Source organism: Methyloceanibacter sp., assembly GCF_051306395.1.
Lineage (GTDB): Bacteria > Pseudomonadota > Alphaproteobacteria > Rhizobiales > Methyloligellaceae > Methyloceanibacter.
Genome location: NZ_JBPPND010000143.1, coordinates 24,148 through 44,105, shown reverse-complemented (window position 1 = coordinate 44,105; position 19,958 = coordinate 24,148). Strand labels below are relative to the sequence as shown.

The following is a 19,958-nucleotide window of genomic DNA, read 5'->3' as shown; positions in this document are numbered from 1 at the left end:
CAGTGCTCGTCACATCCGCTTCGCGCTGATAAGGCGCGCCCTCTTTAGTGATTGAGATTGATCATCCGCTCGACGGCGGCGCGCGCCCGCTCGGCAACCGCCGGATCGACGGTCACCTCTTCCTTCATGAAGACGAGGCTGTCCAAGATCTTCGGCAGCGTGATTCGCTTCATATGCGGGCAGAGGTTGCATGGCCGCACGAACTCCACGTTCGGCGCTTCGACCGCGACGTTGTCGCTCATCGAGCACTCGGTCACCAGCAACACCTTGGAAGGCTGGTTGTCCTCGACCCACTTGATCATGCCGGAGGTCGAGCCGGTGAAGTCGGCTTCGCCGATCACATCGGGGGGACACTCCGGGTGCGCGATGATCTTCACGCCGGGATCGGTCTCGCGATAAGCGCGCAGCTCATCCGCCGTGAAGCGTTCATGCACTTCGCAATGGCCCTTCCAGGTGATGATCTCGACGTCGGTCTGAGTCTGCACCCATTTCGCCAGGAACTCGTCGGGGATCATGATCACCCGTTTGGTGCCGAGCGACTCGACCACGCGCACGGCGTTGGAGGACGTGCAGCAAATATCGGATTCCGCCTTCACGTCGGCTGAGGTGTTTACATAGGTGACCACGGGCACGCCGGGATAGGCCTCGCGCAAAGCACGCACGTCCTCACCGGTAATCGACGCCGCAAGCGAACAGCCCGCACGGCTATCGGGGATCAACACCGTCTTGTCGGGGTTCAGCAGCTTCGAGGTCTCGGCCATGAAATGCACGCCGCATTGCACGATCACCTCGGCGTCGGCCTTGGAGGCCTCGCGCGCAAGCTGAAGCGAGTCGCCGATGACATCGGCGACGCAATTGTAAATCTCTGGCGTCATGTAGTTGTGCGCCAGCACGACCGCGTTCCGCGCCCGCTTGAGATCGTTGATAGCCTTGATATAGGGCGCGAAGCCGGGCCACTCGATCGGCGGGATCACGCGTGACACACGCTCATAAAGATGAGCGGTCTCGCGCGCCACTTCGGGCGTATAGGCGAGATCGGGCAGAAGAGAGGGCGGCGGCAGGGCTTGTGCCTTCGCTTCCCACTCGGGGCTCCCAGTCTGAACTGTCGCCATGAACTCACGGCCTCCTTGTGGATATATACTCATAATGAGTATATATGGGGTGTAAAAAGGTCCGGCGCAAGGCCGGGCCACTCCCTATCCTCACATAGAGTATAGGCGTTTGATGCAGTGCATCAAGGTCCCTGGGACCAACGATTGCCAACGGTTAGAGGGCAAATCCGCCTAAAACTTGAGAGCTCGCCTAGACACCGGGCAATTCTTGGTGGCCGAGCCTGCGTTAGGGGACTAACCTAATCGCCGAGAGCGGGGTTTAGCGGGATGCGTAGACAGTCACTAGTCGCGATCCTTGGGGCGGCAGGTGTTTTCGTCCTCGCCGTGATACTGGGCGTCTTGTCCATGGGGGGCGAGCAACCGGAAACTGCGGCTCCCGGTATCGAAATCAAGATCGACGACAACCCAGCCGCACTCGCAGCCAGCGAGGCCCAAGAGGCCGAGGTGGTCGCGACGCTGCCGGGCGCCGCGAAAGAACCCGTCCAAGAAGAGGAAGAGGAGGCGATGGCGGAGCCCGCGGTTCCGCAGGAGCTCCTCATCGCCGAGACGATCCGCCAGAAGCTCAGCGATCCTGTCCTGCGGCAGGGCGCGCATCCGGACGATATTGCCGCGGTCGAGGCCTTCTACACCGCCCATAGCGGCCCCGCGCTGTGGCTCACAAGCGCCGGCATCTCGCCGGGGGGCCAAACCGTTCTCGGCGAGATAGGCAGGGCAGGGGAATGGGGTCTTGATCCGAGCCACTTCCGGGTGCCGCCGGCGAGCTACCAGCCCACCCTGACGGACGATCAGGCTGCGACCGAGATCGCGATCTCTTTGGCCATCCTGAAATATGCCCGCGCCGCCCGCGGCGGGCTCGTCGAGCCCAGCGCGCTGAGCAAGATTTACGACCAGAGCCCTACGGTCCGCCCGCCGCAGACGGTGCTGACCGAGATTTCCGCCGCCTCGGCGCCAGACACCTATCTTGCGGATCTGCATCCCAAGCATGAGCAGTTCACGCGGCTGCGTCAGGCGCTGCTCAAGGCGCAGACGGAAGCGGACAAGGAGCGCCTTAAGGTCAACATGGATCGCTGGCGCTGGATGCCCGAGACGCTCGGCGAGACCTATGTGTGGCTCAACATCCCCGAATTCATGCTGCATGTGGTCAAGGACGGGAAGACGGCCGAGTCAGAGAAGGTCGTCGTCGGCAATCCCAACAGCCCGACGCCGGTGCTCTCAACGGATATGACGGAGATTGTGTTCAATCCCGAACGCGTGGTGCCGCTGTCGGTCATCCGCCGGGACGTCCTGCCGAAATTGCGAGAAAGCGGCGGTTTGTTCGGTGGCGGCGGCACGTCGATCCTCGAACAGTACCAACTGACCGTCAAAAACCGGGGCAGGGCGATCGACCCGAGCAAGATCGATTGGGACACGGTCGACCTGTCCAAGCTGACCTTCGTGCAGGCGCCGGGTCGCACCAACATTCTGGGCAAGGTCCAGTTCCTCTACCCGAATGACCGCGACATCTATCTGCACGACACAATCATTCGCTCGCAGTTGACCCGCGCCGTCCGTGCCGAGGGGTCAAGCGAGCCGCGCGTCGCCAATCCTGAGAAGCTTGCAGGCCTGCTCCTGACCGAGAGCAACGGGTGGAGCACGGCCAAGGCCACTCAGCTTGCGGCCGGCAGCAACACGACAGCGGTCAAGCTCGACAAGCCTATTCCCGTGCACATGACCTATTTCACGGTCCTGGTGGACGAGCAGGGCGAGGTGAAAACCTTCGGCGATGTCTACAAGCTGGATGAGATCGGGGACCCTGACGATGCGGCTGCAGTGTCGCCTCCCGTGGCGGGCTCGGCGCCGATCCCGGCCCGCAAGCCCGTGAACGGAAGCCTCGCCGCCTCCGCGCCCTAAGGACCGGCGGTATCCCAGGTCTTTCCTTAGTGGTTGTCCTCGATCTTGCCGCCGGCCGGTAACGTATACGCGCGCATGGCCAAATAGATCACGAAGCAACCGAGCAACAATCCCCCGGCAATGGCCGGTGCGCGCCAATCGCCGGTCGAGACCCGCACCGCAACCAGTACGACGCAGACGATCACCCCAAGCGCCGGCACAAACCGGGGAATCTCGAATTTCCCTGGTTCCTCGCTCTTCCGCCCTTTGAGCACGAACAGCGAGCCGTTCACCACCGCGAACACGCTGAGCAGGAGCAAAACGGTGGCGGAGGCGAGCTCGGAGATCGTGCCCGCCAGAGCGAGCGGCACGAGAATGAGAAACAGAACCAGGATGGCGACATGCGGCGTCCGGCGGCCGTGATGCACCCGGCCGAAGATCGACGGCAGCAGCCCTTGCCGTCCCATGCCGTAGAGCAGGCGGGAGGCGGTGACGAAATTTACAAGGCCGGTATTGGCGACGGCAAACATCGTGATGCCGGTGAATAGGATCGGCGGGATGATCGGCGCGGCGCGCGATACGACTTCGGTTATGGGCCCTGGAGCCGTGCTAAGTTCCTGCCACGGAACGACCGAGACGGCGGTGATCGCCACGGCGATATAAAGGACCGCCGCCGCCGCCATGGCGGTGATTAGCCCGAGCGGGATCGTGCGCTGCGGGTCACGCACCTCCTCCGCCACGTTGTACATGTCCTCGAAGCCGATAAAGGCGAAGAAGGCGAGCACCGCGCCTTGCATGACGATCAAGATGACATGATCGTCGCCCGGTGCTGCTGGTGTTTCGAAATAATCGACCGACCCCCAATAGGAGATACCGACTGCCACGACCAGAATGAGGCCGGCGGCCTCGACGATGGTGCAAAGGACGTTGACCCACATGGATTCCCGGATGCCGCGGAATACGATGCCGGCCATGATCAGCAGGAAGCCCAGCGCCAACCAAGCCACCGGCAGCCCGTCGAGCCCGACGAGTTCGATAAGGTTGGCGGCGAACACCCGGCTCTGGGTGGCGATCGAGGTAAGCCCCGAGCAGACCAGCGCCAGTCCGACCATGAAGCTGAGCAGAGGAAACCCATAAGCGCGCTGGGTAACGTAAGCGGCGCCGGCGGCGCGTGGGTAGCGCGAGCCAAGTGAGGCATAGGAGAGTGCGGTGAGGAGCGCGGCGACCAAGGCCACCACGAAGGCGAGCCACACGGCATTGCCCACCTGGCCCGCCGCCTTTCCCATCAGCCCGTAGACGCCGGCGCCCAGCATGCTGCCGAGTCCGTAGAGTGCCATCTGCGTGGGGCCGATCGAGCGATGAAGCGTCGGCTCGCCCCCCGATTGCGCTGCCGGCTCTGGTTTTCCCTGGTTGGCCATGTGTTCCCCTCGTTTGCCCTTGGTTCGGCTCTACCACGGCTCGACGTTTCGTGCCTTGCAAAAGCCACGCTTTGCGCTTATGTGTTGTTCATCGACATTTGGCCGGACCATGTGGCCGCGCGCTATGGCGCACGATCAGACCCCTCCCAAACATCGACCACTCGCTCTAGACTGCGCACGCGCACGCGCGTGGGCTTGAGCACAACTGTACCGACTTAAACGAAAGGACGAACCCGATGATTGCGGGCACTGTGAAATTCTACAATTCCCAAAGGGGCTTTGGCTTCGTGCAGCCCGACGACGGCAGCAAGGACGTTTTTGTCCACGCCACTGCGCTTGAGCGCGCCGGCATGTCTGACCTGGCCGAAGGCCAGAAGGTGGAGTTTGACACCGAGGTCGACAGCCGCAGCGGCAAGACCGCTGTCGCGACCATTAAGGCCGCGTAGTCCTCAAAGGACAACGCGAGTCTTGACGAAATTAAAGCCGCCCCTTCGGGGGCGGCTTGTTAGTTTGGGGAGCAGGGTCCGCCCTTAGGCGGCCTTCGTGCGCTTCGCGCGCTTTGCTTTCGGCGCGCTCTTGCGCGGGAAGTCCTCGCGCTCATAGAGGCGCCGGATGCCGCGGCTGTCGAACCGCGCTTCCTCGACCTCGAGATAGGTGCCGAGCAGGCACTCAGGCGGCAAATCCTCAATCGCGTAGCGGACGGCTTCGGCCGCGTCGTCGAACCGCTTGTAACGAATGCCATGCGCCTTGGCTTTCCAGCTTCTGGCTGGAAAAAGCTCAGCAGATGCAGTGAAATCGATTGTCGTCATGGACTGTAACCTTCGTTTAGACCAAAAATATTGGGAAATATTCTCTTCGAGGCTTAGAGGCAGCCTCTGAGGATATATAGAGATTTTTGATGACAAAAACTAGGCGTACGGGTGCGTTGAATTGTCTTTCCAGGCTATTTGAGTTTTCTTTGAACCGAAAAATCTAATCGCGGCTGTTTCGGAACTGTCAGTTGAAGGACCGAACGGCCTTCGGGTCGCCGGCGAAAAGCTAGGCGTGGAACGGCATCATCCGCGGGATGGAATCGAGACCGCGGGTCCCTAGCTCTTTAGGCGATAGCCGGTCTTGAAGATCCACCATACCGCGCCGAGGCAGATGGCGAGAAACAGCCCGATCATGACGAGGCTGAGCTCAATGCTCACGTCGGAGATGCCGTAGAAACTCCAGCGGAACCCGCTCACCAGATAGACGACCGGGTTGAACAGGGACACGGTCTGCCAAACCGGCGGCAGGACGTTGAGCGAGTAGAACGTGCCGCCGAGAAACGTGAGCGGCGTGATGATGAGAAGCGGTACGAGCTGAAGCTGCTCGAAGCCGTCGGCCCAAATGCCGATAACGAAGCCGAGCAGGCTAAAAGTGACGGCGGTGAGAACGAGAAATCCTGCCATCCACACTGGATGATCGATCTGGAGCGGCACGAACAGGGCCGCGGTGGCAAGGATGATCAGCCCGAGAATGATCGACTTGGTGGCCGCGGCGCCCACATAGCCGACCACGATCTCCACGGGTGAGATCGGCGCCGAAAGATGCTCGTAAATCGTGCCGGTGAAGCGCGGAAAATAGATGCCGAACGAAGCGTTGGCCACGCTCTGGGTGAGGAGCGTCAGCATGATGAGCCCAGGCACGATGAAAGCGCCGTAGGGCACGCCTTCGATCTCGGTGATGCGCGAGCCGATGGCCGCGCCGAACACCACGAAATAGAGCGAGGTGGCGATGACCGGCGACACCAGGCTTTGCAGGAAGGTGCGGCCCCAGCGCGCCATCTCGAATTTGTAGATCGATATGATCGCCGGCAGGTTCATCGGTCGCGCCTCACCAGATCGACGAAGATGTCCTCGAGCGAACTTTGAGAGGTGTCGAGGTCCTTGAAGCGGATGCCGGCCTGCGAGAGGTCCGTCAGGAGATGAGTGATGCCGGTGCGCGGTCCCTGACTGTCATAGGTGTAGACAAGCTCGCTGCCGCCGTTGCCGAGCTTCAGGTCGTGGCTGCCGAGCTCGGCGGGAATCGTGTGGATGGCCTCGTGGAGCTGAAGCGTAAGCTGCTTTTGACCGAGCTTGTGCATCAGCTCGTGCTTGTTCTCCACCAGGATCAGTTCCCCCTTGTTGATGACGCCGATCCTGTCGGCCATATCCTCGGCCTCGCGGATATAGTGCGTGGTCAAGATGATGGTCACGCCGGAATCGCGCAGATCCCGTACGACCTGCCACATCTCTTTGCGCAGCTCCACGTCGACGCCCGCCGTGGGCTCGTCGAGGAACAGGATCGAAGGCTCGTGCGACAGGGCCTTGGCGATGAGGACGCGCCGCTTCATGCCGCCCGATAGCGTCATGAGCTTGGAGTCCTTCTTGTCCCACAGCGTGAGGTCTTTGAGAATTTTCTCGACATAGGCCGGGTTCGGCCACTTGCCGAACAGCCCGCGGCTGAAGGACACCGTGGTCCAAACCGTCTCGAACATGTCGGCGGTGAGCTCTTGGGGTACCAGCCCGATCATGGAGCGCGCCGCGCGGTAATCCGTGATGATGTCGTGGCCGCCGACCGTCACCGAGCCGGAGCTCGCCGTGACGATGCCGCAGATGATGCTGATGAGCGTAGTCTTGCCTGCGCCGTTCGGCCCGAGCAGGGCGAAGATCTCGCCCTTGTCGATGTCGAGATTGATGTCCTTGAGCGCGGACAAACCCGTGCCGTAGGTCTTCGACAGGTCTTTGACGGAGATGATTGGCGGCATGGGAGCGAACGGGACCGGACAGTGAGGCGGGGCAGGGCGCCTTCCATCGGCGCTGAGTAGGGCAACAATACGTCGGCTCAGTCTGAGGCGGCTTCTAACCTAAAGTGATCGACCACGCTCGGCTGAATCACGTTTGCCTGAAGGGCTAGCAGCACGAGCTTGGCGTCTAAGCTCGTGCCGTGGTCGAGAGCCGCATCGATGCGCTGCTCGATGTCTTCGGTGAGTGGGAATCCGTTGGCGCCCGCAAAGGCGTCTGCCCCGATCATGCAATAAGCGATGATCTCCGCCGCGGCGCGGCTTTCTTCCGCGCTGGGGTCGTTGCCACCGGCCCGGTCCATCAGCAGCCGCATGGCGGTGAGCTTCACCGCCTCGGGCACCAGATTGGGATGGAGGTCGACAGCCCGCAGGTCCGCATCGAACACGCGCAAGACTGCGGAACGGCCGAAAAATCCGAAAAAACCAAGGGAAAGCGCGGGCTTCACGGGCCTTCCGCGGTCAGCCGCAAGACCGCTCCGTCGCCCGCGTCGGTCAGCGCGTAGACGGCGCCGTCGGGCCCTTGCTCCACGTCGCGGATGCGCGCGCCCATGGGAATACGCTCTTCGCCGGTCACCGTCTCCCCGTCGAGGCTGAGACGTATGATCGCCTGCGATGATAGCCCGCCGATCAGGAGATTGCCCTTCCAGGCGGGAATGGTGTCGGCAGTCCACCCGGGATAGGCGTCGGCGGTGTAGAAGGTGATGCCGGACGGCGAGATCACCGGCGTCCAATGACGCACGGCATCGGCGAACTCCGGGTGGGTCGGCGGATTGGGAATGTCTTTGCCGTCATAATGCTTACCCCAGCTCACCACGGGCCAGCCGTAATTCAAGCCGGGCGCGGGGATATTGAGCTCGTCGCCCCCCTTGGGCCCGAACTCCAGCTCCCAGAGCTTGCCGGTCTTGGGGTGAATAGCCGCGCTCTCGACATTGCGGTGGCCGTAGGACCAGATTTCCGGCTGTGCGTCCTTCTGGCCGATAAAGGGATTGTCCGGCGGCACCGAGCCGTCGGGATTGATGCGCACGATCTTGCCGAGATGACTGGTGAGGTCTTGCGCAGGCTCGAACTTGAAGCGATCGCCAAGTGTGATGAAGAGCTTGCCATCTGGGGTGAATGCAAGCCGGCCGCCGAAATGATTACCGCCGGAGACCTTGGGCGTCTGACGGAAGATCACCTTCACGTCTTCCACTGCGTTCCCGGCAAGCCGTCCACGCGCCACCGCGGTGCCTGCGCCGCCGTCGCCCGGCTCCGAATAAGACAGATAGACCAGCTTGTTGTCGGCGAAATTCGGGTCGAGCGCCACGTCGAGCAGGCCGCCTTGCCCCTTGGCCACCACCTTGGGCACCCCGGACAGAGGCTCCGTCAGCGTTCCGTCAGCGCTCATGATGCGCAGATCGCCGGCTCGTTCGGTCACCAGCAAGCGGCCATCGGGGAGAAACGCCATGCCCCAGGGATGATCGAGGCCCTCGGCGAGGGTCTCCACCTTGATCGTCCCCGTCTCGGTGTCGACGGTGCGGTCGGTGCGGTCCTCGGCGCAGCCCGCCGCGGGCAGAAGCGCGAGCGAGGCCGCGATCAGCGCAAAAGCGCCTTGCCGCGCCCAGCAGAAACGGTTCGATGGCTGCCAGCTCATGATCATACCTATTGCAATGTCGGTTGTGGGCTAGGCGAGTTCAAGGCGCGTCCGTCAGCCGCGGGCCGCCTTAACCCGCAAGCCCGGGGCCGGGCGCTCCAGCACCACCTCGCGGCGGAAACGGTAAAGCCGGGCAGGGCGCCCGCCGGTCTCCGTCGAGACGTTGCCGGTGGGCTCCACCAGCCCGCCTTTCTCCACGAGCCTCCGGAAATTCTGCTTGTGTAACAGTGTGCCCGAGATCGCCTCCACGGTCTTTTGCAAATCATAAAGCGTGAATTCGGGCGGCAGTAGTTCGAACACTACGGGCCGGTATTTCAGCTTTCCCCGTAAGCGCCCCATGGCGGTCGCCAGGATCCGCCGGTGGTCGAGCGCCATGGGCCTGCCAAGCACCGGCAGTTCGTCCCATTGGCTTGCCGCCGAGCGCCCGTCGCGCTTCGCCTCCTCGACGAGACCGGCCTCGTAGAGAAGCTCATAGCGCTCCAGCACTTTCTCCTCGTCCCAGCCGCCGCCGATACCGAAGCCGATCTTGAGGCGCTCCGGGCGCCGCAAGGCGCGCGCGGACTCGTTCGGTCTGGGCGGCCGTTCGGCCCACTCTTTCAGGCGCGGCTCGATTTCCTCTGTGAGAATCTCGGGCTTACCGTCCCGCCAATCCTCCCAGGGGAAGTAGGCGTACCAGGGCGACCAATGTGCGCCCATCATTTCCTCGGTCGCGCCACGTGAGAGCGCGAGATAGCCGACCGAGAGCGTATGCGCGCCGCCTGGCTCCGCATGCCGCCCACGGTCGCCGAACGTGTAGAGCTGCTCCACGTAGCCGAGCTCGATTCCGGTGTGCCGTTTCACCCACTCACGCAAGCCGATCTCGAGAGTGCGGTGCGCGCGCGGCGCGAACGGACCAAAAGGCAGCGCATCCCAGGTGCCCGGCCCCGCGGTGCCGGGCCGCGCCACGAGGATATGCGGCTGCTGATCGCGCACCATGACGATGGCCGCGTTCAGGCCGAGCTCGATCTGAGAGTCGTTGGTGGACGGTTCCGCGGCGGCCGCGTTGTTGCCCCGAGCGCCGACCATGGCTTACGCCGCGGGCCGGGCGGGTAGCGAGAAGACCACGCCTTGCTCGGCGAGCTGACCGCGTCCGATATGCTCCACGGCTGCGCTCATGCGGCCTTTGCGGCAGAGCACGTTGTCAGCCAGGGCGACGAGACGGCGATTGGGGTAGGCGGTGGGCGAGGCGCGGCGCAGCGCCCGGGCAAGCGTATGTTCGTCGCTATCGGGATTTAGGGCGCACAGCGCGATGAAGGCTCCGGCGGTCGAGCGGCTGATGCCGGCCCAGCAGTGGATGAGAAGCGGCGCCTGCTGATCCCAGTCGAGCGTGAACTGGATCAGCTCCGCGACATGGTCCTCGCACGGTACGACGAGCCCATCACGCGCCTCGCAAATGTCGTTCATCGAGAGCCTGAGATGGCGTTCCTTGACGATGCTGGGCGGCGTGTCGATCAGCGTCTCGCCGTTGATCAGGGTCACCAGATGGCTGACCCGGACGTCGGCGACCGTGCCGTGCACGAGACTCAAGGGCGAGACGAAGATCGTGTCCGGCGATATGGCCTCCGGCACTATCATTCGATCTCTCTCGGAAATCAGGGTGTCCATGGGCCTCTCTTGCCTAGCGAATCGATTGCAGCACTTACGCCGTTCATCTGGCAAGCTCATGAAACCGTTTCAAGAACCTCGCCTCACCTTCTGCCGCAGGAAGGGGGCCTAACTGCGTCAGCGCCTGGACGAGAGCGGGGCTGAGCCCCCGGGGCTGGCCGAAAAAGCGCCGCGCCTCGTCCCGGGAAAAGCCTGCAAGACCAATGGCCTCATAGTAGGCGGCGATCTTGTCGGCCCGCTTGATCAGCCTGTTAACGGCCTCGGGGAGGTCCACCGGAAGCCCAAACCGCAGATGAATGGCGGCGAGCAGTTTTGCCTCGAAAGCGCGATAGTCGAGCGATAGCGCCGCCTTGAACGGGCTGATGAGGTCGCCAATGACATATTCCGGGGCGTCGTGCAGGAGCGCCGCGAGCGCGAACTCTTCGGGTAGAGAGGAGTCGAGATCGCCGGCGATGGCCTCGACGAGCAGGCTGTGCTCCGCCACCGAGAATGTGTGGTCGCCGCGCGTCTGGCCGTTCCATCGGGCGACGCGCGCGAGCCCGTGCGCAATGTCCTCGATCTCGATGTCGAGCGGCGAGGGATCGAGCAGATCGAGCCGCCGTCCGCTCAGCATGCGCTGCCATGCGCGTGGGCCTGTACTGGCGGCGATGTTGCTCACGACCATCAAGTCCTCGTCAGCGGCGGCAAGACACGGATCGAGTCCGCGCACGCGAGTCAAACCGTCTCATTGAGAAAAAGCATGGACGATTCACGCTTCGGATGCCATTCATACGCGGTCTCATTTGAGCGAGAGGCAACTCAATCAGAGAGTCGGGAGAACGCACAATGGCGAAACTGCCCAGATTTTCCCTCAGCCACAATGATAAGAATAAAAAGTGGGAACTAAAGCGTGAGGGATCAGGCGAGATCATCAAACGGTTCAAGACCAAAGCCGCTGCCACCAAGGGCGGCGTGCTTGAAAGGGCCGTCAAGAAGATGGGCTCGGTTCGCATCAGGAAGCGCGACGGCAAGATCCAAGAGGAGCGCACCTATCCGCGCAGCATGGATCCGAGCGGCCGCGGCTGACGCTTAAGACCGCCCGAGGACGGCGCAAGCCTTGTGGCGATGGCAGGTCGTCAAATGGTCGTTGACCATGCCCGTGGCCTGTATGAAGGCATAGACGATCGTCGGCCCACAAAATTTAAAGCCACGTGACTTGAGCTCCTTGGAGATGGCGCGCGAGAGCGCCGTCTCCGCAGGGACTTGGTCGATTGTCTTGTAGCGGTTGAGGATCGGCTCGCCGTTCACAAAGTCCCACAGGAAAGCCGAAAAGCCGGGCCCCGCCTCCATCATGTCGAGCCAGACACGAGCCGAGGCGATCGCACCTTCAATCTTCATGCGGTTTCGCACGATGCCCGCGTCCTGCATCAGGGATGCGACCTTCTTGGCGTTGTAGCGGGCGATTTTCTCAGGCGCGAAGTCGTCGAAGGCGCGGCGGAAAGCGTCGCGCTTGCGCAAGATGGTGATCCACGAGAGACCCGCTTGAAAGCCGTCGAGCATCAGCTTCTCGTAGAGCGCGCGGTCGTCGCGCTCGGGCACGCCCCATTCCTCGTCGTGATAGGCGACATAGAGCGGATCGGTGCCCGGCCACGGACAACGCTTGAGTGCTGCGCCTGTCATGCGGCAGGAATTTCGAACCCGGCAAAAGCCGGACGGGATAGCGTAATGGTCGCATCGCCCGCTTTGAGCGCCGTCCCTTTTGACGTGGCGTCCGCGGCCCGGTCCAAGCGAAGCAGCGCCAGCCCGCGCGTTCCGGCCACCGAGCCAAGGGTGCCGAGGGGCAAATCTCCAGCCTGGACCGCGGCGCCGCTCAGCAAGGGGCCATCGCCCTCCACAGGCACGACCCGTTTGCGTGTCGTGCCGCGGTGCTCCATGCGCGACACCACCTCTTGCCCGACGAAGCAGCCCTTCTTGAAGTCGACCCCGTTCAATTGGTCGAACAGAGCCTCGTGGGGAAACGTGTCGCCAAGCGCATAATCGCGCCCGCCCTCGGGTACGCCGAGCATGATGCGGTGCGCGTGGTAGGCGTCCTCACTGGCCTCGGCGCAGGCGAGACGGCTGATCGCAGCGCGGTCCGGCAACAAGACCCGCATACCAAGCGCCGGCAGCCGCGGATCGGCGAACCCGATCGCCTCCTCGGGCACGTTTGGCGTACCGTCCCAAGTGGCGGCCACATCGAACTCCGGGGCTTCGGCAATCTCGACCTGCGCGCGCAATCGATAGAAGCCAAGCCGTTTGGCCAGCTCGGCGAGCGTGTCCTTGGGCGCTTCGATGAGAAAGTCGCCGGCATGCGGCACCACGAAGAAATCGAACAGGATCTTGCCTTGGGGGCTCAATAGCCCCGTGTGGACGGCCGTGCCTTGTTCTGCTTTGTCGAGATTGTTGGTGATCACGCCTTGGAGGAACTTGCGCGCATCCGCACCGCTCACACGCAACACGCCGCGGTCGGAAAGCCGTGTGGCTTGGCAATGACTCATGGGGCGCCCTTCTGCTACCAAGGCGGACGAATCTATGAGCGGGGGCGAGAGCCTGCAAGGGAGGCGAGCCGCAATCATGGCCGAGACCTTCGATATCGTCTTCAAGGGCGGAACGGTGGTGAATCAGGCGGGCGAGGGGACCGCCGATATCGGCATCCGAGACGGCCAAATCCGCGCTGTCGGCCCCATCGGGGAGGGGCTTGCGGGCGAGACTATCGACGCGCGCGGCCTCCATATCCTCCCGGGGGTCATCGACACCCAGGTCCATTTCCGCGAGCCCGGCATGGAGCACAAGGAGGATCTGGAGACCGGCAGCCGCTCGGCGGTGCTCGGCGGCGTCACGGCCGTCTTCGAGATGCCTAACACCAAGCCCCCCACCACCAACGCCGAGGCGTTGGCCGCCAAGGTCGCCGCCGCCACGAACCGCATGCATTGCGACTTCGCTTTCTTTGTCGGCGCCACCCACGACAATATCGAAGACCTCGGCGAGCTCGAATGCTTGCCCGGCGCGGCGGGGATCAAGATTTTCGCCGGCTCCTCCACCGGCGATCTGCTCGTCGATAACGAGGAAGAGCTGTCGCGCCTGCTCGCCACGATCAGGCGCCGCTGCTCCTTCCATTCCGAATGCGAGTCGCGGCTGCGGGAACGCGTCTCGGTGCAGCGGGAAGGCGACCCGTCGAGCCACTCGGAGTGGCGCGACGTGACCGCTGCGCTGGCCTCGACCGAGAGACTATTGCGCCTGGCCACCGAGGCGGGAAAGCGCATTCACATTCTTCATGTGTCGACCGGCGCGGAAATGGAGCTGTTGTCGCTGCACAAGGACGTGGCGAGTGTCGAGGTCACACCGCAGCATCTGACGCTCGCGACGCCCGACGCCTATGAGCGGCTCGGCACGCGCGCGCAGATGAATCCGCCGCTGCGGGACCACGCCCATCAGGAAATTCTGTGGTGGGGCCTGCAGCAAGGCGTTGTCGATGTGCTCGGCTCGGACCATGCCCCGCACACACTCGAAGAGAAGAGCGGCAGCTATCCCGCCACGCCATCGGGCATGCCCGGCGTGCAGACGCTGGTGCCCGTAATGCTCGATCACGTGAACGCGGGCCGCCTGAGCCTTGCCCGTTTCGTTGACCTCACCAGTGCCGGCCCACAGCGTCTGTTCGGCATCGCCGGTAAGGGACGCCTCGCCGTCGGCTATGACGCCGACTTGACGATTGTCGATCTCAGGGCCGAGCGGGTCGTCGAGGACGCGTGGATTGGCAGCAAATGCGGCTGGACGCCGTTTGCCGGGCACAAGCTGAAGGGCTGGCCGGTTGGCACCATCGTGCGCGGACGTCGTGCCATGTGGGATGGCGAGTTGGGACAGGCGGCGGGCGCCCCGGTGTGCTTCGGCGAAGCGCTCCCGCAACGCGCCTGAGCAAGTCTACTGAATGAAGTAGTGCCACACCCCGCTCGGCGAGACCCCGAGCCGGTAATAGCTGTATTTGCCCTTCTTCTTCATGGCCTTCACGCGCTTCGGCGGCACGGTTCGGTAGAACTCCACCTCTTGCGCCGGCGTGAGCTTGGTGATGTCTACTTCCGCGAAATACGGCCAGACGTACATCGCGTCATGGTCTTTTCCGGTCAGCACGAAGCCGGAATCGAGCAGGCTCAGCATGGCGGCGAGCACGTCGCGGCCTGAGCCGTCGACCGACTGTTCTTTCCAATAGGCGATGGGATCGGCCACATGCGCCGCGGCGACCATCGGCTTTAGCTCGTTCGATTCGAGCACGGTCCGCATCGCCTCGATATTACCGGTTCGTGCCGCGATGATGATCTCTCTCAACATGCGCTGCACGGGCTCCGGCAGGGCGGTGGCGTCATAAAGTACCTTGGGCCCATCGGCCGCTTGCGCGCTCGTATCTTCAGCCTTTCCGGCCGGGTCCGGCAGCCGGTCGCCGTGGTCGGCAGGCGCGGTCTTATCTTCGGCTTGTGCTCGTGGGGGGACGTTGCCGCCCTCGGCGTAGACAAGGACGGCAGCGCCCGCTACCAATGCGGCCAGGGCGATCATGACCAGGTTTTTCCGCCGATTCATGCATAACTCCATGCGTATGCAGTCAATTTCGCAGAACCGCGACCAACTTCAAGTCCAGGTTGGCCTTGGGCCAGACATCGCTCTCGGGCAGCACATCGCTCTCGGAGAAGACTTGGACCGCCAAGATCGGGGTCGCGGCGTTTCCGCCCGGCCCATGATCGGGCGAGTAGGCTAGAGGCATTGCAAGCAGGCGCGCAAATTGTGCTGTCCGGCATCCAGCTGGTGCTTGCCGGGCTGGGGATCGGTGTGCTCATGGCGGCGCCCATCGGGCCCGTCAACGTGCTGGTAATCCAGCGCACCGTCTCGCGCGGTTTCTGGGGGGGCCTGGCCGCAGGGATCGGCGCGGTTCTCGGCGACGGCGTGCTCGCAGCGATCGGCGCCTTCAGTATCGCGGCCATTTCCGACGTGATGGTCGCCTATGGCGACACCATCCAATACGTGGGCGGCGTGCTCCTTATCGCCTTTGGGCTTGCGCTGCTGTTGTGCCGGCCCGTGCTGGCGACCCCCATCAACGAGCGGTCTCATCTTCTCGAGCACACCGGGATTATCCCGCAGACCTTCATTCTCACCGTGACCAATCCGGGTGCCGTCCTCGGCATGGCGGCGATGATCGGCGGTCTCGGCTCGCTCATCGGCGGCCTTAACACAAATCTCGAGGCGCTGATTCTGGTGGCCGCCATCATGGGCGGCAGCCTGTTGTGGTGGCTTGGCCTATCCGAGCTGATCGCCACCATCCGGCACAAGCTCACCGAGGGCCGCCTGAACGTCATCAACCGGGTCGCCGGCTTCATCTTGTTCGGCTTCGGCGCGGCTTTGATTGTCGAAGGATTGGTGCGGTACTTCCGCTAGCCAGCTACTGCGCGGTGCGCCGCAAGGTGAACTCACCGTGATGGATGCGCCGCGACAGGCCCGAGGTCATCTTGGCCACCGCGCCCTCGCCATAGACGTCGATGAGGTCCGCCAGGGCGGCGAACAGGGCGGCGTTGGCGAGCATCTCCGGCTCGATGCCGTCGTGGAGCGCTTCCTCCCACGCATCGAGGATATAGCGCAGCGCCTCCTGCTTCTGGGCGTCGCCTGGATCGGAATGTTGCAATGGCCGCTTTGCCGTCCGCACCGGGTGCCTCCCTCAGCCACGGAAACTTCGAGCGTCACAATTACACCCCTCGTTCGCTGTCTGTGGGACGGAGTGAACTAACGGTTAAATTTTACTCTTAATTTGAGGTATTTGGTGCGACGGGAGTGGCCCCGGTCTGGTCGGGCGTCGAAGCGTTCGCTTCCGCCTCCTGAGGCTCCTGGACCTGCACCTGAGGTCCGCTGGCGTAGATTGAGCTCTGCGCCAAGGAGGCGGCGATTTGCGCGCCCTCGGTGGAGAAGCGCCGCGTGGCGAGCGTGGCCGACTGGGTGCAGGTGCGGTAGGTGCGCCGGTAGCCGCGATAGCCGTCATTGAACTTGTTGACCAGCTTGGCGCGGCGCACCGCGGTGGTGCCCTCGTTCTTGAGGATTTCCTGCATCTGGTCGCGCCAGATCTGCCCCTCCTCGGCGCCGCAGAGTTCGCGCAAGTAATGCACGGCGCCGAGAATTTCTGCGAGCCGCATCAGCTTGTTGTCGTAAGGGCGGTCGTCAGGCGGGGGAGGCGCGAGGCTTTCCCGCGGCGTGATTGGCGGCAGGTCGTCGCCTGGCGGCCGGGCGCGCCGCACCTGCGGTTTGGCCTTTTGTTTCGGCTGGCCGAAGAACCAGCCGAACTGAGCTTCGGCCGGCGGCGCATAGGTGACTGACCCCGTGGCCACCCAAAGGACCCCGAAGGCGAGCAGCGCCAAAGGCTTTGCAAGCCGTCCCATGGGGTCTCACTACGCCCAATTCATGGTGAAATCTAGCCAACCCGGGGGGCCGCAGACAGCGCAAAAATGGATCCGAGAGGGGCCTATTAGGTGCCGAACAGGGCGTCGATGGCGGCCTGGTTGCTGACCTCGCCTTGAGCCTCGGTATCGCCGCGCTCGGCGGGAATCTCGCCATTGGCGATGGCGTTGGCCTCGTCGATCAAAATGCGCAGCCGGGCCGCCGACTCCTGGCAAGTCTTCTCCAGGTCGCGGCCGCCGTCGAGCACGTTACCGACGGTGGCGACCAGGGTCAGCGCCTCGCCATGAAGCCGGGCAACGGCGTCATCGAAGCGCGCCCGGATTCTGTGCGGCGCACGGCGATAGGCGGCAATCGCCAGGTTCTTGTCCCGGAAACCCGATTGGGTGAAATGTTCCTCGTAGGTCAGAGGCCGCCAGGCGAGAAGATCCTCGGAGAACGCTTCTGGCTCGGACGACAGCGCTTCCAGAAGCATCACCAGCTCGTGGAAGTGATTCAGATAATCGCTGGCCAGCAGCGTCGATTCGTTGATGTTCGTGCCCGGAATATGCGAACGGAAATGGCCGACCATGGCCGAGCGGAACGCCGAGACGATATCCTCCCGGCTCACATCTTCCTGGATTTCCACCGCTTGGGCGTTACGATTCTCATCGGGCAACATTGGCAAACCGTCCTCAACGAGAAGCTCGCACGATTATGATTGCCAAAGCGTTACCGAGAGACCCTCTATGTGCTCCCGCTACAATCTGACCTCGCCTCCGGAGGCCGTGCGGGCCTATTTCGGCTACGCCGACAGGCCAAACTTCCCGGCGCGATACAATATTGCTCCGACCCAGGCGATTCCCGTCGTCCTGCTCGACGAAACGGGCGCGCGCCGGTTCCGGCTGATGCGCTGGGGGCTGCTGCCCGGCTTCGCCAAGGACCCGAAGAAATTTCCGACTCTGATCAACGCACGCTCAGAAGAGGTGCTGGCGAAGCCATCCTTCCGCCATGCGGTGCGCCGAAGGCGCTGCTTAATTCCGGCCGACGGCTTCTACGAGTGGACGGGGCCGAAGGGGAAACGGCGGCCGTTCCACTTGATGCCGCACCCGCCGCGCTTGATCGCCTTTGCCGGACTGTATGAGCGCTGGCAGGATCCGCAAGGCGGCGAACTCGACACGGTCACCATCCTCACCTGCGCGGCCAACCGTACCGTAGCCGCGTTGCACGATCGTATGCCCGTGGTCCTCGATCCGGAACAGTACGAGGGTTGGCTCGATGCCAAGCGGGTCAGCGCCGAGGAAGCCCTTGCCATGATCGCCCCCGCCGCCGACGATCTGTTCGAGGCGGTCGAGCTCGATCTGAAGATCAACGATTCACGAAAAGACGAGCCCGGCATCCGAGAGCCGTTGCAGCTGTCGCTGCTCTAAAAGGCGGCGAAAGCGAAGAAGGGGAGGAGCATGCTGCCAGACAAGATCATCGAGCGTTACCGCGTCACCGATGGGGACAAGTTCAAGCTCAAGGATTTCGACCCCGGCGACACCGGCGATGTCGACTTCGACAAGCAGGACGGCAAGGAGATCTTGGAAGTCGGGGTCAAGAAGCTCGCCAGGCTCCAGGAGCGCCTCTACGCGGAAGGCAAGTGGGCCATTCTCATGGTTTTGCAAGGCATCGACACGGCCGGCAAGGACGGCGTCATCAAGCACGTGCTGTCAGGCGTCAATCCGCAGGGCTGCTCGGTGCACTCCTTCAAGCAGCCGAGCCATCTTGAGCTCGCGCATGATTATCTCTGGCGCTGCACCGTCGCGCTGCCGATGCGCGGCCGCATCGGCATCTTCAACCGCTCCTACTACGAGGAAACCATCGTGGTGCGCGTGCATCCCGATCTTTTGGAGAAGCAGAACATTCCGCCGAATCTGGTGACCAAGGATATCTGGAAAGAGCGCTACCAGGATATCAACGACTGGGAGCGGCACCTCGCGCGATGCGGGACTGTGCCGCTCAAATTCTTCCTCAACATTTCGAAAGAGGAGCAGCTAAAGCGTCTGCTCGCCCGGGTCGACGATCCGGACAAAACCTGGAAGTTCTCTCCCTACGACGTCGCCGAGCGCAAGTTGTGGGACCAGTATCAGGAGGTCTACGAGGACACGATCCGCAACACCGCGACCAAGCATGCGCCGTGGTACGTGGTGCCGTGCGACAAGAAGTGGTTCGCCCGGCTCGTCGTCGCCGGCGCGCTCGCCGAGCAGATGGAGAAGCTCGACCTTCAGTTCCCGAAGGTCAGCGATGAGGACATGAAGGCCATCGAGAAGGCGCACGCCGAGCTTTTGGCCGAGAAGAAAGATCGCTAACAGCGCATGAGAGTCCGCACCAGCATCACAAGAGAGCGGGTCAAACAGCGCAATCGACTATCCCCGGCAAAAAGTTATCCAGCAGTAGCTACCGCGAGGCGTACGCTTGGCACATTCAACCAAAGCCTTGCTTTCCGCCCAGCCACAAGACGCGTGCTGACCCCACCCCCAGGCAGAGCTGCTCCGAGCCTCGCAATAGCAGGCGAACGCCTGAGAGGGCATCGCCGAAACCGCACCGAAGACGACAGCGACTGATGCAAGGGCTAAGCTAAGTTTTCTCAAGCTAACCTCCCGTGTACTATGCATAAGTCTCGAACTCCTATCTGCCCTGAACAAAATTTAATACCCGGCGTCACCGTCGAGGGATTGGAGGGCAACGTCCCGTGTGATAGCGATAGGTGTGTACGAGGAAGGATAACGTAGAGGATCCGCAAGATGAACCGCAAACTCTCGTTACCGACGATTTGTTTCGCCGTCACGGCACTCTTGCTCGCGGCCAATCCTGTCTACGCCGCAGATGAGGAAGTGAGCGGAGAGGGCGGAGGTCAGCAGGCGACTGCAGCGGAAATGCCGGAGATTTGCCAGAAGCAAGCCGCCAATCGCAGCCTCACCGGCGATGACAAAGAAGCCTATCTCAAAGCGTGCAGCGCTCCGCAAAGCCAAGTGACGCGTAGCGCGACGCGCAAGATGGAAGGTCAACTCTAA

At 62.9% G+C, this 19,958-nt stretch carries 24 protein-coding genes; 8 read left to right on the top strand and 16 right to left on the bottom strand.

What is annotated here, in order from left to right; all coding sequences use genetic code 11:
* Window positions 1–44 precede the first annotated feature (44 nt).
* The gene (nadA, locus tag ACSLE4_RS07670; protein ID WP_435903883.1) at window positions 45–1,112 is read right to left on the bottom strand and encodes a quinolinate synthase NadA; all 1,068 of its coding nucleotides are present in this window, start codon (window positions 1,110–1,112) and stop codon (window positions 45–47) included.
* A 345-nt stretch (window positions 1,113–1,457) separates the two neighbouring features.
* Here nadA and ACSLE4_RS07665 point away from each other — a divergent pair, with 345 nt between their 5' ends.
* Window positions 1,458–3,002, top strand: a complete 1,545-nt coding sequence (locus tag ACSLE4_RS07665; protein ID WP_435903882.1) for a L,D-transpeptidase family protein — start codon at window positions 1,458–1,460, stop codon at window positions 3,000–3,002.
* Between the two features lie 26 nt (window positions 3,003–3,028).
* Here the strand turns inward: ACSLE4_RS07665 and ACSLE4_RS07660 are convergent, their stop codons facing one another.
* Complete coding sequence (locus tag ACSLE4_RS07660; RefSeq protein ID WP_435903881.1) at window positions 3,029–4,399, bottom strand: APC family permease; 1,371 nt, start codon at window positions 4,397–4,399, stop codon at window positions 3,029–3,031.
* A gap of 236 nt (window positions 4,400–4,635) precedes the next feature.
* Here ACSLE4_RS07660 and ACSLE4_RS07655 point away from each other — a divergent pair, with 236 nt between their 5' ends.
* Window positions 4,636–4,845, top strand: a complete 210-nt coding sequence (locus ACSLE4_RS07655; protein WP_435903880.1) for a cold-shock protein — start codon at window positions 4,636–4,638, stop codon at window positions 4,843–4,845.
* A gap of 84 nt (window positions 4,846–4,929) precedes the next feature.
* Here ACSLE4_RS07655 and ACSLE4_RS07650 read toward each other — a convergent pair whose 3' ends face one another.
* From ACSLE4_RS07650 to ACSLE4_RS07615, 8 genes are all read right to left on the bottom strand, one after another.
* On the bottom strand, window positions 4,930–5,208 hold the full coding sequence (locus ACSLE4_RS07650; protein WP_435903879.1) for a hypothetical protein: 279 nt from the start codon (window positions 5,206–5,208) through the stop codon (window positions 4,930–4,932).
* 279 nt (window positions 5,209–5,487) lie between these two features.
* Window positions 5,488–6,249 carry an ABC transporter permease gene (locus ACSLE4_RS07645; protein WP_435903878.1) on the bottom strand — a complete coding sequence of 254 codons (762 nt, stop codon included), beginning with the start codon at window positions 6,247–6,249 and terminating at the stop codon, window positions 5,488–5,490.
* Window positions 6,246–7,172 (bottom strand): ABC transporter ATP-binding protein, encoded by a 927-nt coding sequence (locus ACSLE4_RS07640; RefSeq protein ID WP_435903877.1) that lies wholly within the window; start codon window positions 7,170–7,172, stop codon window positions 6,246–6,248. The genes ACSLE4_RS07645 and ACSLE4_RS07640 overlap by 4 nt, the downstream gene beginning before the upstream one ends.
* A 77-nt stretch (window positions 7,173–7,249) precedes the next feature.
* Window positions 7,250–7,654, bottom strand: coding sequence for a hypothetical protein (locus ACSLE4_RS07635; RefSeq protein WP_435903876.1), 405 nt, complete (start codon window positions 7,652–7,654; stop codon window positions 7,250–7,252).
* Window positions 7,651–8,838: a PQQ-dependent sugar dehydrogenase gene (locus tag ACSLE4_RS07630; RefSeq protein WP_435903875.1), complete on the bottom strand. Its 1,188-nt coding sequence runs from the start codon at window positions 8,836–8,838 to the stop codon at window positions 7,651–7,653. Before ACSLE4_RS07630 ends, ACSLE4_RS07635 begins: the two co-directional genes overlap by 4 nt.
* Before the next feature lie 54 nt (window positions 8,839–8,892).
* Window positions 8,893–9,903: an NUDIX hydrolase gene (locus ACSLE4_RS07625; protein ID WP_435903874.1), complete on the bottom strand. Its 1,011-nt coding sequence runs from the start codon at window positions 9,901–9,903 to the stop codon at window positions 8,893–8,895.
* A gap of 3 nt (window positions 9,904–9,906) precedes the next feature.
* Window positions 9,907–10,482: a tyrosine phosphatase family protein gene (locus tag ACSLE4_RS07620; RefSeq protein WP_435903873.1), complete on the bottom strand. Its 576-nt coding sequence runs from the start codon at window positions 10,480–10,482 to the stop codon at window positions 9,907–9,909.
* 43 nt (window positions 10,483–10,525) lie between these two features.
* The gene (locus ACSLE4_RS07615; RefSeq protein WP_435903887.1) at window positions 10,526–11,146 is read right to left on the bottom strand and encodes a YfbR-like 5'-deoxynucleotidase; all 621 of its coding nucleotides are present in this window, start codon (window positions 11,144–11,146) and stop codon (window positions 10,526–10,528) included.
* Between the two features lie 161 nt (window positions 11,147–11,307).
* Between ACSLE4_RS07615 and ACSLE4_RS07610 the strand changes: the two genes are divergently transcribed.
* Complete coding sequence (locus ACSLE4_RS07610; RefSeq protein ID WP_435903872.1) at window positions 11,308–11,547, top strand: DUF2188 domain-containing protein; 240 nt, start codon at window positions 11,308–11,310, stop codon at window positions 11,545–11,547.
* A 3-nt stretch (window positions 11,548–11,550) separates the two neighbouring features.
* Here ACSLE4_RS07610 and ACSLE4_RS07605 read toward each other — a convergent pair whose 3' ends face one another.
* Entirely contained in the window at window positions 11,551–12,141 is a 591-nt protein-coding gene (locus ACSLE4_RS07605; RefSeq protein ID WP_435903871.1) for a DNA-3-methyladenine glycosylase I, read from the bottom strand.
* Window positions 12,138–12,998: a CAF17-like 4Fe-4S cluster assembly/insertion protein YgfZ gene (gene ygfZ / locus ACSLE4_RS07600; protein WP_435903870.1), complete on the bottom strand. Its 861-nt coding sequence runs from the start codon at window positions 12,996–12,998 to the stop codon at window positions 12,138–12,140. The genes ACSLE4_RS07605 and ygfZ overlap by 4 nt, the downstream gene beginning before the upstream one ends.
* A gap of 76 nt (window positions 12,999–13,074) precedes the next feature.
* On the opposite strand from ygfZ, the gene ACSLE4_RS07595 reads away from it, so the two are divergent.
* Window positions 13,075–14,412: a dihydroorotase gene (locus ACSLE4_RS07595; protein WP_435903869.1), complete on the top strand. Its 1,338-nt coding sequence runs from the start codon at window positions 13,075–13,077 to the stop codon at window positions 14,410–14,412.
* A gap of 6 nt (window positions 14,413–14,418) precedes the next feature.
* Here the strand turns inward: ACSLE4_RS07595 and ACSLE4_RS07590 are convergent, their stop codons facing one another.
* Window positions 14,419–15,069, bottom strand: coding sequence for a hypothetical protein (locus tag ACSLE4_RS07590; protein ID WP_435903868.1), 651 nt, complete (start codon window positions 15,067–15,069; stop codon window positions 14,419–14,421).
* A gap of 201 nt (window positions 15,070–15,270) precedes the next feature.
* On the opposite strand from ACSLE4_RS07590, the gene ACSLE4_RS07585 reads away from it, so the two are divergent.
* Window positions 15,271–15,918: a LysE family translocator gene (locus ACSLE4_RS07585; RefSeq protein WP_435903867.1), complete on the top strand. Its 648-nt coding sequence runs from the start codon at window positions 15,271–15,273 to the stop codon at window positions 15,916–15,918.
* Window positions 15,919–15,922: 4 nt separating this feature from the next.
* Here ACSLE4_RS07585 and ACSLE4_RS07580 read toward each other — a convergent pair whose 3' ends face one another.
* The 3 genes from ACSLE4_RS07580 to ACSLE4_RS07570 all read right to left on the bottom strand — a co-directional run bounded on the left by ACSLE4_RS07580 (window position 15,923) and on the right by ACSLE4_RS07570 (window position 17,584).
* Entirely contained in the window at window positions 15,923–16,183 is a 261-nt protein-coding gene (locus tag ACSLE4_RS07580; RefSeq protein ID WP_069623412.1) for a hypothetical protein, read from the bottom strand.
* Window positions 16,184–16,280: 97 nt separating this feature from the next.
* Window positions 16,281–16,907 carry a TIGR02301 family protein gene (locus tag ACSLE4_RS07575; RefSeq protein ID WP_435903866.1) on the bottom strand — a complete coding sequence of 209 codons (627 nt, stop codon included), beginning with the start codon at window positions 16,905–16,907 and terminating at the stop codon, window positions 16,281–16,283.
* 86 nt (window positions 16,908–16,993) lie between these two features.
* On the bottom strand, window positions 16,994–17,584 hold the full coding sequence (locus ACSLE4_RS07570) for a hypothetical protein (protein ID WP_435903865.1): 591 nt from the start codon (window positions 17,582–17,584) through the stop codon (window positions 16,994–16,996).
* Between the two features lie 67 nt (window positions 17,585–17,651).
* On the opposite strand from ACSLE4_RS07570, the gene ACSLE4_RS07565 reads away from it, so the two are divergent.
* The 3 genes from ACSLE4_RS07565 to ACSLE4_RS07555 all read left to right on the top strand — a co-directional run bounded on the left by ACSLE4_RS07565 (window position 17,652) and on the right by ACSLE4_RS07555 (window position 19,958).
* A complete protein-coding gene (locus ACSLE4_RS07565) occupies window positions 17,652–18,332 on the top strand; it encodes an SOS response-associated peptidase (protein ID WP_435903864.1) in 681 nt (226 codons plus the stop codon).
* 30 nt (window positions 18,333–18,362) lie between these two features.
* The gene (locus ACSLE4_RS07560) at window positions 18,363–19,253 is read left to right on the top strand and encodes a polyphosphate kinase 2 family protein (RefSeq protein ID WP_435903863.1); all 891 of its coding nucleotides are present in this window, start codon (window positions 18,363–18,365) and stop codon (window positions 19,251–19,253) included.
* A gap of 435 nt (window positions 19,254–19,688) precedes the next feature.
* Window positions 19,689–19,958: a hypothetical protein gene (locus ACSLE4_RS07555; protein WP_435903862.1), complete on the top strand. Its 270-nt coding sequence runs from the start codon at window positions 19,689–19,691 to the stop codon at window positions 19,956–19,958.